Annotated in this window: 11 protein-coding genes; 6 read left to right on the plus strand and 5 right to left on the minus strand. The window is 46.5% G+C overall.

Annotated elements, in window-relative coordinates; genetic code table 11:
- Positions 1 to 4 precede the first annotated feature (4 nt).
- Positions 5 to 298, minus strand: coding sequence for a hypothetical protein (locus DXN04_RS20950; RefSeq protein ID WP_116855352.1), 294 nt, complete (start codon positions 296 to 298; stop codon positions 5 to 7).
- Positions 299 to 400: 102 nt separating this feature from the next.
- Between DXN04_RS20950 and bla the strand changes: the two genes are divergently transcribed.
- Positions 401 to 1,117 (plus strand): subclass B1 metallo-beta-lactamase, encoded by a 717-nt coding sequence (bla, locus tag DXN04_RS20955; RefSeq protein WP_116855353.1) that lies wholly within the window; start codon positions 401 to 403, stop codon positions 1,115 to 1,117.
- A 75-nt stretch (positions 1,118 to 1,192) separates the two neighbouring features.
- On the opposite strand, the gene DXN04_RS20960 is transcribed toward bla, so the two are convergent.
- Positions 1,193 to 1,651: a YhcH/YjgK/YiaL family protein gene (locus DXN04_RS20960; RefSeq protein WP_116855497.1), complete on the minus strand. Its 459-nt coding sequence runs from the start codon at positions 1,649 to 1,651 to the stop codon at positions 1,193 to 1,195.
- A 255-nt stretch (positions 1,652 to 1,906) separates the two neighbouring features.
- Between DXN04_RS20960 and DXN04_RS20965 the strand changes: the two genes are divergently transcribed.
- Together DXN04_RS20965 and DXN04_RS20970 are read left to right on the plus strand one after the other, a co-directional pair.
- Entirely contained in the window at positions 1,907 to 4,318 is a 2,412-nt protein-coding gene (locus DXN04_RS20965; protein ID WP_116855354.1) for an ABC transporter permease, read from the plus strand.
- 132 nt (positions 4,319 to 4,450) lie between these two features.
- Positions 4,451 to 4,948, plus strand: coding sequence for a cytochrome P460 family protein (locus tag DXN04_RS20970; RefSeq protein WP_116855355.1), 498 nt, complete (start codon positions 4,451 to 4,453; stop codon positions 4,946 to 4,948).
- 98 nt (positions 4,949 to 5,046) lie between these two features.
- On the opposite strand, the gene DXN04_RS20975 is transcribed toward DXN04_RS20970, so the two are convergent.
- A complete protein-coding gene (locus DXN04_RS20975) occupies positions 5,047 to 6,171 on the minus strand; it encodes a DUF5009 domain-containing protein (RefSeq protein ID WP_116855356.1) in 1,125 nt (374 codons plus the stop codon).
- A 151-nt stretch (positions 6,172 to 6,322) separates the two neighbouring features.
- Here DXN04_RS20975 and DXN04_RS20980 point away from each other — a divergent pair, with 151 nt between their 5' ends.
- Together DXN04_RS20980 and DXN04_RS20985 are read left to right on the plus strand one after the other, a co-directional pair.
- On the plus strand, positions 6,323 to 7,132 hold the full coding sequence (locus DXN04_RS20980) for an AraC family transcriptional regulator (RefSeq protein WP_116855357.1): 810 nt from the start codon (positions 6,323 to 6,325) through the stop codon (positions 7,130 to 7,132).
- A 78-nt stretch (positions 7,133 to 7,210) separates the two neighbouring features.
- Positions 7,211 to 9,664 carry an outer membrane beta-barrel family protein gene (locus tag DXN04_RS20985; RefSeq protein WP_116855498.1) on the plus strand — a complete coding sequence of 818 codons (2,454 nt, stop codon included), beginning with the start codon at positions 7,211 to 7,213 and terminating at the stop codon, positions 9,662 to 9,664.
- 26 nt (positions 9,665 to 9,690) lie between these two features.
- Here the strand turns inward: DXN04_RS20985 and DXN04_RS20990 are convergent, their stop codons facing one another.
- Both DXN04_RS20990 and DXN04_RS20995 read right to left on the minus strand, forming a co-directional pair.
- Positions 9,691 to 10,593: a helix-turn-helix domain-containing protein gene (locus DXN04_RS20990; RefSeq protein ID WP_116855499.1), complete on the minus strand. Its 903-nt coding sequence runs from the start codon at positions 10,591 to 10,593 to the stop codon at positions 9,691 to 9,693.
- 61 nt (positions 10,594 to 10,654) lie between these two features.
- Complete coding sequence (locus tag DXN04_RS20995; protein ID WP_116855358.1) at positions 10,655 to 11,464, minus strand: SDR family oxidoreductase; 810 nt, start codon at positions 11,462 to 11,464, stop codon at positions 10,655 to 10,657.
- A gap of 503 nt (positions 11,465 to 11,967) precedes the next feature.
- Between DXN04_RS20995 and DXN04_RS21000 the strand changes: the two genes are divergently transcribed.
- Positions 11,968 to 15,234: a SusC/RagA family TonB-linked outer membrane protein gene (locus tag DXN04_RS21000; protein ID WP_116855359.1), complete on the plus strand. Its 3,267-nt coding sequence runs from the start codon at positions 11,968 to 11,970 to the stop codon at positions 15,232 to 15,234.
- Positions 15,235 to 15,239: the final 5 nt, after the last annotated feature.

A 15,239-nucleotide genomic window follows, 5' to 3' on the forward strand; every position in this document is an offset into this window, starting at 1 on the left:
AATATTAGATTTTGCCATCCTGGGGCATTACAATACCACTATGCGACATCCGCATCAGGCCGGAAAGCTGTTGAATTAGGGCAGGTTGCGCTGTTAACAGGGCCACCAACTCCTGTTCTGCACCTTCCTGGATAGACTGGTCGGTAGGAGATTTTCGAAGCGCCGCGATTATAGTTGCAGAAAGTCTGCTGCTAATCCATCTTGACAAAGGAGTTTCCAATGCGCCACCTATATTCAGATTAGCACTAAGGGCATTTACCGCACCGGCAGCGAGTTCTGAGATAGCTTGTTTATCCATGACAAACGAATTAATGATACTACAGATGTTAAAAGTAGGCTATCTATTATCAGGAACGAGTTAATGAGAAGTTAACAAACAAATAAACTACTTTTACACCGCATGAAAAAGACCATATTCTTACTCCTCATCAGCAGCCTGCTACCTTTATGTGGAATCGCACAAAAGGGACTTACTATTCAACACCTCACAGGCAATTTATACAGCTATGTCACCTGGCATGAAAACGATGGTGCGCAGTACCCTGCCACCGGCATGTACCTCGTCACCAAAAAGGGGGCTATTATCATCGATACTCCCTGGGATACCACCCAGATCAGACCGCTGAACGACAGCATTCAACGGAAGCATCACCAACCTGTTCTGATGGTCATTGCCACGCATCACCATGGTGACCGTGCAGGCGGATTTGATATTTATAAAAGGCTGGGGATCCAGACCTGGTCAACTCAATTAACTTATGCCTTGAATGCGCAGTATAAAGAGCCGACTGCGGCCTATACTTTTAAGAAGGATACGACCTTCAGGGTCGGTGGCTATGCATTGCAGACTTTTTACCCGGGAGAAGGGCATACAAAGGATAATATTGTGATCTGGTTTGGGCAGGATAAAGTACTCTATGGAGGATGTTTTGTGAAAAGCCTGGAAGCGAAAGATGCGGGCTACACCGGAGAGGCGAATCTCGCAGCCTGGCCGGCGAGTGTAGAGCGGGTAAAAAAGGCATTTCCAGGTGCCCGGTATGTGATTCCCGGACACCTGGGTGGTACGGATCCCCGTGCGCTGGATCATACCAGTGAATTGGCGAAAAAGCCACAATAAATATGCTTCGTAATTCCGCTTAATTCCCTGCATTCATTAACATTGCCTGGGATGTAATTTAAGCCGGCGGCATGCTTATGCATCTACGCTAATTTTTATCACCACCTTCCTCACCGGTACCGGCTTGTCAATCTTAATATTTGGCATGTGCAGGTCGGTGGGAAAGAAAATTGCAAACATCCCCTCTTTCAACACAGAGAAAAACAAAGGCTTCTCTGCAAACAGCATAAAATCCGCCTCAGGATCATAGGCCTTTGATGGCTGGTGATGCAGCATAAAATCATGACCTACCAGCTCCTCTCCTTTTAGCATGTATTGAATATCGATATACTTCCTGTGGGATTCCATCTGTTCTTCCGCAGTATCGACCGTATCATATTCATTCACTATTGCAAAAATGTCTTTCCCGTCTATTTCATATTTTCCCTTTTCCAACTTACTGAAGTCAGTGGAAAGTAAATATTCGAATGCACGGGCGAATTTGGGCCCTAGAAAAGTGTACCTTGAGTAATGTGCTAATGTATCCAGTATCATAGTTAAAATTTCAGCTTTAAATGACCACATGACATTCATATGGGTAATTTCGAAATAAAGAAATTTCTACCTCTCCAACCAAAGATTTACCATCCACCTCACTTAAAATTTCCGGATGAAAGATAATCAAAACCGCACAGCATTCGTACCAAAAGCGGACACTCTCCCTCCTCTACAATTCGCAACCAATTGATTTACAACCTACATTAATTTTGGCATTTTCTTAGTGCCCCAGCCATTCAAATAAAGATCTGCATGTTCAAGAATTATTTCAAGATCGCACTCCGAAACCTGTGGAAGCATAAAGGATTTTCCGCCATCACCATCTTCGGCCTGGCTATCGGATTGGCTACCTGCTTGCTCATCACCCTCTTCGTAACAGACGAACTGAGTTATGACAAGTTCAACGCCAATGCAGATAGAATTTACCGCCTGGATGCCGATTTCCTTATCAATGGCACCAGCTTCCACGAAAGAAATACGCCCGCTGGTTTTGGTCCCGCCCTGAAAAGAGACTTTCCGCAGATCGAAGAATACGTCCGCTTTGACAACATGGGCCAGGCCCTTGTCAAAAAAAACGAAGGGGACGAAACCCTGATTGAACAGAACACCTGCTTTGCTGATCCCGGGATCTTCAAAATATTCTCCCTGCCCTTCATTTCAGGTGATCCTGCTACGGCGCTTTCCCAGCCTAATACCCTGGTTATTTCCGAACGCATTGCGCGCAAGTACTTCCAGCGCACTGATGTACTGGGCAAGACCCTGAAAATGGATAATACGGAACTTTATACCATCACAGGAGTCATTAAGAATACGCCCAATCAATCCCACCTCCATTTTGACATGATCCGGTCTATGGGTCACCGTACAGATGGGATGATGGACAGATGGCTTAGCAATAGCTATACGACCTATATACTGGCAAAACCGGGTGTATCCGCATCGCGGGTACAACAGATCATCAACGAGGGCACAAAACGTTATATGGAGCCCGGCCTGCACAGTTACCTTGGCGAGGGCATTGCCGAACTGGAAAAACACGGTGGTTTCTTCCGCTACAATGCTCTTCCACTGCAGGACATCCACCTCCGTTCTACGAACAATGACGAGGCGGAACCTGGCGGCAATATCACTTACGTATACATCTTTATCATTACCGGAGTATTGATCCTACTCATTGCCTGCGTGAACTTCATGAACCTGAGTACTGCCCGCTCTGCAGGCAGGGCCAGGGAAGTAGGCGTTCGCAAAGTCTTAGGTTCTGAGAAACGCCACCTGGTGATCCAGTTCATCAGCGAATCGGTACTAACAGCATTTTTTGCTTTGCTGATCGCGGTAATTATTGCCGCCACCTTATTGCCTTATCTCAACAACCTTTCTGACAAATCCATCAGCCTGCACTGGAGCAATCTTACCTGGATCCTTCCAGGCCTTATTGTTACCTGTATGGTGGTGGGATTGCTGGCAGGGAGTTATCCCGCTTTCTTCCTCTCTTCTTTTGAGCCTGTGAAAGTCCTGAAAGGCAAATATTCAAAAGGCATGAAAGGCAGCTGGCTGCGCAATGGCCTGGTGATCTTTCAATTTACCGCAACTATATTAATGCTGGTAGGTACCCTGGTTATTTACAAACAACTGAAGTATATCAGAAGCAGCAATACTGGTTATAACCGTGAGCAGGTGCTGGTATTACAAAATATTGGTGCCCTTTGGACGCATGCAAAGAGTTTTCAGCAGGAGGTAAAACAAATTCCCGGGGTAGTTAACGCAACGATGACAATGTCCCTGCCCACATCTGAATATAAAAATACCAATTCCTATTCCAGAACGCCTATGGCCGGCGATGGCAAGTTGATGGCCCTGGTAGAATGGATGGTAGATGCAGATTATATCCCTACCATGGATATGAAGGTGGTAGGTGGCAGAAACTTTTCCCCCATGATGCCGAGTGATACTATGGCAGTATTGCTGAATGAAACTGCAGCGAAAATGCTGGGCTATGAAGACCTGAAAGATCGCTACCTATACAATGATGGCAAATTTCATGTCATTGGTATTGTGAAAGATTTCAATGCCGGTACAATGAAGAGTAAGATTCCACCGATTATTTTCAGGTTGGGGGAATATCGTCAGTACATGGCGATCAGAATTAAAAGTAATGACCTTACTGGTGTGGTAGCACAGATCAAAGACAGATACCAGGGCCAGCAGGATATGTCCGGCCAGCCATTCCGCTATACCTTTATGGACGAGGACTTTGACCATTTGTATAAGGCGGAGGAACGTACAGGACAGGTATTCAGCATCTTTGCTATCCTGGCGATTATCATTGCGGCCATGGGTGTATTCGGACTGGTAACCTATGCGGCGGAGCAGAGAGCTAAGGAGATTGGGATCAGGAAGGTGCTGGGCGCAAGTATCTCCGGTATTGTGGCGCTGTTGTCCAAAGAGTTTTTAAGACTGGTCATCGTGGCCATCCTGATAGCCACACCACTTTCTTATGTGTTGATGAACCGTTGGTTGCAGGATTTCTCTTATCGTACCAATATCGGCTGGACCGTGTTTGTGATTGCGGCGATGGTGGCGATTGGGATTACATTACTTACGATTAGTTTCAGGGTGATCAAGGCGGCGCTGGCGAACCCTGTGCATAGTCTGAAAGCAGAGTGATGGCGATAATAAATAGCCGCCACATTTAGGGGCATCACCTCGACCAATATAATGTCTATTCCAACTCCTGATTTGTCCGAATCAGGAGTTTCCTTCTTTTGCTGACCGGCACTCTCCTATAATTTTGTTGTCATGAACAAGATGATTATATGGTGCATGCCGGCACTCTTACTCTGCTTACAATATTGCCAGCCCGGTACAAAGGTGCTGCCTTCCCCAAACGGGATTGAATACATGCCGGAATATAAAACCTGGCAGGTGGTCAATGTAGAACACCGCACGGACAATAAAACCATCCGGGTGATTTACGGCAATCCTATCGCTGTCAAAGCTATCCATTCAAAACATACAAAGCCCTGGCCGGAGGGGACTATCCTGGCCAAAGCAGTCTTTGATGCAATTGTGGACAGTACGGGTATGTACACACCAGGTGCATTTCAGCAGGTTATGTTTATGGTCAAAGATAGTCAACGCTATAGTCAGACCCTTGGATGGGGTTGGGCAAGATGGAAAGGAGCGGATTTAAGTCCTTATGGGAAGAATGCTACTTTTACCAATGAATGCACTGGTTGCCACCGGCCGCAAAAAGATAAAGATTATGTATTTACTGATCCGAAGTTAATATATTAAGTGGCTGGCTCAATAGTAAAGCAACAATCGCAAACTATTCTTCTCCTGCTGCCGGCTATAACCAATGGAAAAAGGCAAAATTCCGCCGCTCCAGACACTTATATTTTAAGTCGCAGATTTACCTTCTCCATCCTTCCTGCTATCCAGATCACAATAAATGCCACAGCAATGCTCCTTAGGATGCCCCCTAAGCCGCTGCTCAGGAATTCAGGATAATGAAAATGAACCAATAGCATGAGTGAATACAATAAATAAGGGATCAGGTAACAAGTCAGTGTACTCGTTCCCGCAGGTTTGATAAATGAGAACCAATGCATCTTGCCCTTCCTATCGACTAACCAGATCATCAGGGCAAAGACTACGGTGCTAATCCCTGCACAGATCAGGACCCATGAAGGCGTAGATCTGATCTTTGAAATGCCTTCCGTATATGGTCGTACGCTCAGGCCAAGTGCGATAGCGGCTACGCCTATACCCAGTAATAACCCGATTGATTTTTTAGGCATCGCAGATATTACCACACCAGCCATGATCAAGGCAATAGAAGATGCATCGCCTATAACAGGGATATTCAATGAAAGCAGGCCCGTATGCTTTGCAAAATTTATGGCGAGAAAAAGAGCCAGCAGTGCTACCAATGCGGGGAATTTGCCCTTTACCAGTAAAAATACGGTGGCACTCACCAGGTAAGCCCAGCCTATAATTCCTAAGATACCCCACCAGGAGGGCCGCATCCATTGGCCACCTTCACCTTTGTATAGTGCCGCCATTGCCAGCAGCAGCGCAATGCCCACACCCTGGAGGAGGTATTGTTTCTGCTTATAATCCATCCAGATGAGGAAGAATCCGATGGTAATCAGGATTTCCCATATGGCATAAGGGAGGATCGCGGTCTCGCTATTATAGCTTTCCAGGTTTACATGGAAAAAACCCATTACTATCAGGGCAAGGGAACGGGTGAGGATGTGACCTTCTGTTTTGAAAAAGGATTCCTGTTTGACAATCCGTTTACCGATGGCAAATGGAATGGAAAGGCCTACGATGAACAGAAAAGCGGGAAACACGGTATCTGCGAAGCCCATGCCGTCATCGGCGGCTTTGGTATGTTCTATCCAGGATGGGATATTGCTGACACCACTGACATCGTTGACGAAGATCATGGTAAGCATGGTAAGGGCACGGAATGCATCGATGGATAAGAGACGTTGAGACAAGTTTTTCATAAGCGAACATTACATGAACAAAATAGGGAAATTTATTTACGCATATGATTTATTTATTTGAACTGTTGATTGGAACTACCACCTTAAAAGCGATTGGCCCGGGGAATACTGACCGCAGACCATTGCCGGATTATTCTATCTTTGCAAGACTATGAGCATTATTCCATTCAAATCAAAGATCAATGCCGACCAGCAATTAAAGGTGAGTCCCTTCAAAGAGGTGATCAAACCAACAGTCCCACACAAACACGCCAATTATTATGAACTGATCCTGCTGGAACAAGGTGGTGGATTCCACCAGATTGATGATCAGCAATATGATGTTACCCCTCCCACCGCCTATTTCCTGAAACCCGGCCAGACGCATTGCTGGAACTTCTCCCGCATTCCCACGGGATTCGTCATCCTGTTCCGCGAAGAAATCTTAAGCCGGGAATGCCTGGATATCGTCTATAACCTGCCTACAAACATCCCGCTCAGCAATAGTGAGACCCTGTTTGAACTTTCCCGGCGATTTAACCAGGACTTTCGCACGCCTGCCAGTCTGGCTGTATTAAACACCTACCTGCAACTGATTTTGCTCAAGATCAATGAGGAGATAAGGACCCCTTCGCCAGGCAATGCCGTGTTTAGTCCCATATATTACCAGTTTAAAAGCCTGGTCAACGAGCATTTTCTGAAAGTAAAGCAAATACAGGCATATGCCAGAATGCTTCATTTACCACCCGCACAGCTCACCAATATTTGCAAGGCGGCATCCGGCAAAACGCCCAGCATGTTGCTGAACGAACGCATTGTACTGGAGGCCAAAACCCTGCTGTCCAATACCCCGCTCTCTATTAAGGAAATTACGGATGCGCTGGAATTTTCCGATGCCTCCAATTTTGTGAAGTTTTTTAAGCTTTACACCAATCTTACCCCGGGGCAATACCGTGAACTGGCCATGGCCAAACAACAATAAGATACCATAAAATCAGGGTTTGACACCATGGGAAAGCAAGGCGGCCCAATTAATTTTGGAACCGATAGCCGCTATTATATGAAACTCATTTGCCCGCTTTTTGTTTTCATCTGCCTTATTGGTATCACGCTGACACATGCCCAGACCCTTTCCATCAAAGGAAGGATTATTGACGCAAAAAGTCAATCCCCGGTAGAATATGCCAGTGCCGCATTGTTCAGCATCCGCGATTCATCCCTGGTGGCAGGCAGCGTGTCCGATGCCAATGGTAACTTTGAAATAAAAAAGGTGCCTCAGGGCAAGTATCAGCTCCGAATCGCCTTCCTCGGGTATGAGACCCGGATCATTAAGGATATCAGTGGTTCAGACCTGGGTGTCATCCAGCTCAGTCCCTCCACCAGTATGCTCAGTGAAGTAGGTGTAACAGGTACGAAAATAGCCAACCTGAATAAGATCGATAAGCAGCAATATGAGGCCGGACAATTTGAGGCCGCCAAAGGTGGCTCCGCCATTGACGTAATCAAAAATTTACCTTCTGTCTCAGTAAATTCCCAGGGTGACATTACGATGCGGGGCGCTACAGGATTTATGGTACTCCTCAATGGCAAACCTGTACTGGCCGATGTACAGACGGTGCTGAGCCAGTTACCAGCCAATGCCATTGATCATGTGGAGCTTATCACCGCACCTTCGGCCAAATATGATCCTGATGGCAGGGGTGGCATCATCAACATTATTATGAAAAGGGGTATGGGCGACAATTTCTCTCTCAGCATCAATACGCAGGGAGGCTTGCCTGCTACGATAGATTATGATAACCTGGAAAAGCCCAAACGTTTTGGTGGAGATATGACTATTGCCTTTAAGAAAGGAAAATGGGATGTCTCTGCCGGGGGCAACTATACCCGCAATGATAATGAAGGCTACCGGGAAGGTGACGTATACACTAAAAATTTTGATAAAAATACAATCACCCGCTTCCCATCAAACGGGGAACGTAGCTTTGACCGTTACAACTATGCGGGCCGGGCATCCGTCAGCTTTGCTGCGGACCCAAAGAACATCATCTCTGCAGGATTCTATTCCGGCAAGCGCTACCAGGAAAGGCGGGCGGACCTGCTCTACCACAATACTACATCGGACCTGACAACGGGAGAACTTATCAACAGTGCTAACTATTTCAATTCTAATCTTCAAAGGAAAGAAGGAACTTTCAACCTGGGTAACCTGGACTTCACCCATACCTTCGGCAACAAGTCGACCCTCTCCGCCGGTCTTCAATACGAGCATGATAACCTGTACGGGGGTACGCTGAACCGCAACCTGCAATTTCCTAATACCAAGGATACCATTCAATTCGTAGACAATCCTTATCGGCGGCCAATCAGTGCATTCCGTGCAAAGGTGGATCATAGCACGCCTATTGGAACAGGTCAGTTGGAAAGTGGTTTACAATACCGCTATGATACCCAGGATGGCACCTTTGATTACAATGTGACACCCGCTACCGACCAGCCGGATCTGGAAAAATTCAGGGGTACTACGCATGCTGTCAATAAAATTTACTCCGTATACAGCCAATACAAGGGCAGGCAGGGCGCGCTGGAATACAACGGAGGCCTGCGATATGAGTATGCGGAAAGAACAGTGCGCCTGTCATACGATGATCACCCGCACCTGCTCAATCTTTCTAATCTCTTTCCATCGGCAAATGTGCTGTATCACTTTTCCAAATCATGGAGTGGAAAAGCTGGCTATAGTAAACGCATTCAGCGTACCAGCAACCTGGAATTAAATCCTATCCCGGAGCGGGAACATTCTGAAACCCTTGAAGAAGGGGACCCTGATTTATTGCCGGAGTTTGTAGACCTGGCTGAATTGGGCATGAACTATACTTTTGATAAAGGCTCTTTTTTTGGAACACTGTATTATCAGCAGATCAAAAATCCTATCCAGCGACTGAACAGCGTGTATGCAGATACCATATTGAACCGGGTCTATACCAATGCCGGTACTGCCAAATTGTTTGGACTGGAAGCGGGTCTGAATGTGACACCTGTCAAATGGTGGACACTGTACCTGGGCGCTAACCTCTATAATTACCGGGTGTATGGCAATATCCATATACTGGATGAACCGGTCACCATTTCCAATCAAAGATGGGCATACTCAATTAACGGGAATACCAGTTTCCAGCTGGACAAGACCTGGAATATCCAGCTAAGTGCCAATTACCTGTCGAAACGCCCCACAGGACAGGGCCAGGATGGCTCATTCCTGGTACCGAATACCACGATCAGGAAGAGTTTGATGAATGGTCGGCTGAAAGTAGCTTTATTGTGGCAAAATATGAATATGGGAATCCTGGGAGCGAATAAGCAGCGCATTACTACTTATGGCCCGGCATTTTTTACCACCACAAATTACATATCCGAGACGGATGTGCTGATGATAAATGTGGGATTCAGCCTGAATCGTATTGTCAGTAAGTTAAAGTTGCCGGTGAGTGAAACCGGGGAGCGGGAGTTTTAGTATTGTATCGTTAGCCTATACATTTATCAATTTAAACGGCGGAATTCGGAGGGGGATTTCCCTGTTTTGGTTTTAAACAACCTGGTGAAGTGAGAGGCATGTTCGAAACCTAATCTGAAAGCGATCTCGCTGATGGAATTCTCTGTGCCCAGCAGCAGTGACCTGGCATTGTTGACAATCTCCAGGTGGATATATTCCTGGGTGGTCTTTCCGGTATATTTCTGCAGCAGGTCCGACAGGTAGTGGGGAGATAAATTTAGCCGGGCGGCAAAATATCCGACCGTTGGCAGTCCCAGATCTGTTGCATCCAGGCGCTTGAAATAGTCCTTTAATAATCGTTCGAAGCGCTGTACCAGGTCCTTATTTACGCCGGAACGTGTATAAAACTGGCGGTCATAATAGCGGTTAAAATAATCCAGTAAAAGTGACAGGTTACTTACAATCAGGCCTTGTGTATGTTTGTCTATATTCTGACTATATTCTTTCCGGATCTTGTCCGCACAGTCCTTCAGGGTCTTTTCTTCATCCTCAGATACATGAAGGGCTTCGTTTACTTCGTAATTGAAAAAACTGAATGTATGCATTTTTTTGCCCGTCTCAGTGCCATGGAGTAAATCAGGATGAAAGAAAAGAGACCAACCCCGCTCAATACTAAAACCTTCGCCCGGTGTAACGACCTGCCCGGGAGCCAGGCAGATTAATGTACCGTTGTTAAAGTCATAACTCCCCCTGCCATATTTCATATTTCCCAATACAGTTTTGCAGGCGATGGTATAAAAACCCGCCCTGAGAAAAGCGCCGTTTGTGAAGGGAGGCGCTGAGGCTGTGTCGTGCTCAAGCAGACTTACCAAGGGATGTTTTGGCGGACTTAAGTGCAATAGTTGATGCAGATCGCTGATTGTATTAATATCAATATACCTGTTTGCCATGATCATTCATTTTTGGGAATAGACGGGTTGCCCTGCCGGCAGGGGCAACCCGCGAAATGATTTATAAGCCTAAATTTTGTTTGATCATCTGTTTGAATGCCACATCCCCTAATTGCTGTTTGGCCTGGAAATATTCTCCTGCCCTGTTGCCTACGGGGTAACGTAGTTGCTCCTGGTTATCCGTTGCAGCGGTGAAAATCATTTCAGCCACTTCATGTACATTCTCTGAATAATGACCGTCTGTATTTGAAATGAAGGTATTAAATGTTTTACGATATTCTTCGATGTCACCTACACCTGCTATGAGCATGGAACTGCCGCCGAAATTAGTTTTATATCCTGTAGGTTCGATCAGTTTACACCTGATGCCGACTACTTCCAGTTCATATTGCAGGGATTCAGTCAGGCCTTCGACAGCGAATTTGGAAGCATTGTACAGGGATCCATAAGGAACGCCCACGATGCCTGCTGTAGAAGTGACATTGACAATAACGCCTGAACGCTGTGCCCGCATAGAAGGAAGTACTTCCCGTATCATGTCAATCACACCAAGTACATTGGTATCAAATTCCCTGTGAATTGCTTCTTTACTGGCGGCTTCCAGGGCACCGATGACAGCAAAGCCGGCATTATTCACCAGTACATCGATATTTTTGAAGTCCTGTAGGATTGCTGCTACTGCCTGTTTGATACTTTCGGCATCGGTTACGTCCAAACGGTACAGCCTGATGCCATCCAGTTGTTGTAGTTCCGATTCTTTTTCGGGGGAGCGCATGGTTGCTGCTACATTCCAACCCTTTTGCTGAAACAATTTCGCTGTTTCTCTGCCAAATCCAGACGACGTGCCGGTAATCAATACGGTTTTGTTCATTTTGAAGTGTTTTTATTCCAAGGCAAAATTGGAGGGATGTGCCGGGTTTGAAGTATATATTTGGGGGAATCTCTTATACATTTGGGGGCTGATGTAATAATTGTCCAGGATTTACTTGCCTAAACTCCTATTCAAAGGTCTTCACATTTAAATTGTCTGAAAGACATTATTCCGAATGGTACTCATTCTCCAACTAAATCCTTTTACCAAACCCATCGGATAAAATCCTGCTACACTTTGTTAAATACCGCAAACGTCCTCTCCCATTTTCATAATAATTTCCCCTCCGCATCACCCAACTGTAGTTATGAAAACAATTGTAAACGATTACTTCAAGGGGCAAAATCCTTTATTACCTCCACGCGGAAAACTGTTTTATTATGATAAAAAATGTAAACGATTACGTTCCAACCAAGGGCTAATATCGCCTCATGCAAATGATTGCACTTTACTATTAAAAGGGGATTCCATTTTGTAAAACCAATTTTTTAAATCATCTCAGCATGATCAAACGACTACTCTTACAATGGTCGGTAGCCCTCCTATTGCTTCAACTAATAGGATTACCCACCACTCACGGGCAAAGCACCCTTACTGTAAGCGGTACTGTACGCTCCTCCACCGAACCTTTACCCGGTGTAAGCGTCTACCTGAAAAACAACATCAACATCGCTACCAAAACAGACGAAAACGGTCACTTCAAACTCACTGTCCCGGACAATGCTACCCTGATCTTCTCCTTCATCGGCTACCGCCGCCAGGAGGTGAATGTCAACGCCAGACCTATCCTCAACGTCACCCTCGCAACTGAAGATAAAGCCCTGGGTGAAGTCGTTGTAGTAGGTTACGGAAAGCAAAAAGCACCTACCGTTACCGGTGCTATCGCTACCGTGGGCGGCAAAGAACTCGTATCTACACCAGTATCCAATATCACAAATATGCTCGTAGGCCGCGCCTCCGGTATCAGCGCTGTTCAGGCCAGCGGTGAACCTGGGCAGAATGCTGCCACCATCCATATCCGCGGTATTGCCACCTTAAATGGCCAGGATCCGCTCATCGTGATCGACGGGATTCAACAGCCTGCGGAGCAACCTTACGTGGTTTTGAACGCAATGGATGCAAATGAGATCGAAAGCATCTCCATCCTGAAAGATGCCTCTTCTACCGCTGTATACGGGATCAGGGGTGCCAACGGCGTCATCATCGTTACCACCAAACGCGGTAAGCTCAATAAACCGCAATTTGGTTTTACAGGCAATGGCGGTTTTACCAATGCCACCTCCCTCCTGCCCATCCTGAACTCTTATCAATATGCCCTCTTCCGCAATGAAGGGATCCGCAACGCCGAAGCTGCAGGCAACAGCAGTTTTGACAACCTGCTCTTCACCGACAATGACCTGTGGAAGTTCAAAAATAACCGGGACTATACCCAGGATGAAATCAATAACCTTGAAATCGGGAATGCGGACAGACAGGCCCTGGCCAATAGTCCTGCGCTGTACTACAGCTCCCACAACTATTTTAAGGAAATCTTTGGCGGGCAGGGACAGCAGCAGCAATATAATATGAATATCTCCGGCGGGGTTGAAAAGGTGCGTTACTTTGCTTCCTTAGGCTACTACCACCAGCAGGGTATTCTCAACGACTACAATTACGGCGGGGCTAATACGAATTCAAATTTCAAGCGCTATAATTTCCGTTCCAATTTCGACATCGATGTATTCAAGAACTTCCAGATCAGCGTGAACCTGGCGGGGCAGTCGACCGTAGCACACCTGCCCTCCGGCGGCTATGGAGCCAATGACCAGGGTGACCGCTACCAGCTCATCATCCAGAAGATCTTTGAAAGCAGTCCTTTTGTGGGACCTAACTTCGTGAATGGGAAACTTGTGAATGGATTCATCGGCACCTCCGGCGACGGCATCAATCCCCTCGTAGACAAAGGCGGTAGTGGTGTATCCCCTATCAGTGACTTCCTTGGTGCCGGCGTGGTGAACCAGTACATCACCACCCTGACCAGCACCGTGAACCTGAAGCACCAGATGGATTACCTCACCAAAGGTCTGAACCTGAGTGGAAAGATTGCATACGACGACAGCTATACGAAAGGGTTTTATGAAGCGAAGAGTATTCCTTTGTACAAGGCAATGCGTGATCCTCGCAATCCAAATAATATTGTACTTGCAGGTGGTCAGCTGAATCCCGACTATACTTCTGACAACTGGGGTAATGGCTCCTGGCGCAAAGTGTACGTAGAAGCCTCTGTCGATTATGCACGCAGTTTTGGTAAGCACAACGTCACTGCCCTGTTCCTTGGCAATGCCCAAAAATATACTGCCAATGACCTGGCTTACAATACGCCATCCGGTTTGATGGGCCTGGTAGGTCGTGTTACCTACAACTTTAGTGAGCGTTACCTCTTTGAATTCAATATGGGTCTGAACGGTACGGAAAACTTCGCACCTTCCCGCCGCTTTGGCTACTTCCCGGCAGTATCTGCCGGTTGGGTGCTGACAAAGGAGCCCTTCTTCCCGAAGAATGACATCCTTACCTGGATGAAGTTCCGAGGGTCCTATGGAGAAGTGGGTAGTGACCGCCTGGAAAAACGTCGCTACCTGTACCTGCCGAATGGCTGGTCATCCGGTACCAGTGGTTATTATTTTGGCAACAGTAATGGTAGCAGTGCGAACCCTTATTTCTCCGGTGCCAGCGAAACCACGTTGGGGAATCCTGAAGTGACCTGGGAAAGAGCCAAGAAGCTGAACCTTGCTGCCGACATGCGTTTCTGGAAAGATAAGGTGACCCTATCCGCTACCATCTTCAGGGAGAAAAGAGATAATATCTTAGTCAACCTGCAAACGATCCCGGCTACCTATGGTGTCTCTTCTTCTATCGTGCCACCGGCCAATATTGGTCGCGTGAGCAACCATGGTTATGAAATAGAGCTGGGTTACAATGATAATATCGGCAAACTCAATTACTACCTGAAGGCTAACTTCTCCTACGCCAGGAATAAAATCGATTATATGGCCGAACCCTCTTACCAGTACCCTTGGATGAATGAAACCGGCTATAGTATTGGACAATACAAAGGCTATGTATGGGATGGTTTCTTCAACACTACTGAAGAACTGAATAACCGGCCGTATAACACGAATGGAAACCAGGCCAGACTGGGTAATATCCGGTATAAAGATATCAATGGTGACGGCATCATTGACACGAAAGACCAGGTGCCTATCGGCTATTCCAACCTGCCACGGATTGCTTATAACCTGACGATTGGTTTCTCTTATAAAGGTTTTGATATCTCTGCACTCCTGATCGGTACTGCACAGGGTTCGTTCCCGCAATCAGGTTATGTACTGAGCACCCCGTTTGCCAAGAACGTAGGTGCGGTATTCCAGCCTTATTACGATGGGCACTGGACACAGGAGAAATATGATAAAGGTGAGAAGATCACCTATCCATCCTTCTCTTTCAGTGGTTCAGGCCCTAATAACCTGTTCAGCGATTTCTGGCTGAAGTCTAACAACTTCAAACGCCTGAAGAACCTGGAAATAGGATATAGTATCCAGGACAGAAGGTTACTGACCCGTGCGCATATCAGCAATATCCGGTTCTATGCCAATGGCAATAACCTGATCACCTGGAGCAAGGAAGTGATGAAAGGTATTGACCCCGAGTTGGCCGATGATGGCAAGAACAGTATGGGATATATGTATCCGCTGACACGCACGTTCAACTTCGGGACCAATATCCAGTTCTGATTCAC

The organism is Chitinophaga silvisoli, from assembly GCF_003412465.1.
Taxonomy (GTDB): Bacteria; Bacteroidota; Bacteroidia; order Chitinophagales; family Chitinophagaceae; genus Chitinophaga; species Chitinophaga silvisoli.

Excerpts from the sequence above, each read along its gene's own strand:
- DXN04_RS20950 (WP_116855352.1), bottom strand. The coding sequence starts at position 298 with ATGGATAAACAAGCTATCTCAGAACTCGCTGCCGGTGCGGTAAATGCC.
- bla (WP_116855353.1), top strand. The coding sequence starts at position 401 with ATGAAAAAGACCATATTCTTACTCCTCATCAGCAGCCTGCTACCTTTA.
- DXN04_RS20960 (WP_116855497.1), bottom strand. The coding sequence starts at position 1,651 with ATGATACTGGATACATTAGCACATTACTCAAGGTACACTTTTCTAGGG.
- DXN04_RS20965 (WP_116855354.1), top strand. The coding sequence starts at position 1,907 with ATGTTCAAGAATTATTTCAAGATCGCACTCCGAAACCTGTGGAAGCAT.
- DXN04_RS20970 (WP_116855355.1), top strand. The coding sequence starts at position 4,451 with ATGAACAAGATGATTATATGGTGCATGCCGGCACTCTTACTCTGCTTA.
- DXN04_RS20975 (WP_116855356.1), bottom strand. The coding sequence starts at position 6,171 with ATGAAAAACTTGTCTCAACGTCTCTTATCCATCGATGCATTCCGTGCC.
- DXN04_RS20980 (WP_116855357.1), top strand. The coding sequence starts at position 6,323 with ATGAGCATTATTCCATTCAAATCAAAGATCAATGCCGACCAGCAATTA.
- DXN04_RS20985 (WP_116855498.1), top strand. The coding sequence starts at position 7,211 with ATGAAACTCATTTGCCCGCTTTTTGTTTTCATCTGCCTTATTGGTATC.
- DXN04_RS20990 (WP_116855499.1), bottom strand. The coding sequence starts at position 10,593 with ATGGCAAACAGGTATATTGATATTAATACAATCAGCGATCTGCATCAA.
- DXN04_RS20995 (WP_116855358.1), bottom strand. The coding sequence starts at position 11,464 with ATGAACAAAACCGTATTGATTACCGGCACGTCGTCTGGATTTGGCAGA.
- DXN04_RS21000 (WP_116855359.1), top strand. The coding sequence starts at position 11,968 with ATGATCAAACGACTACTCTTACAATGGTCGGTAGCCCTCCTATTGCTT.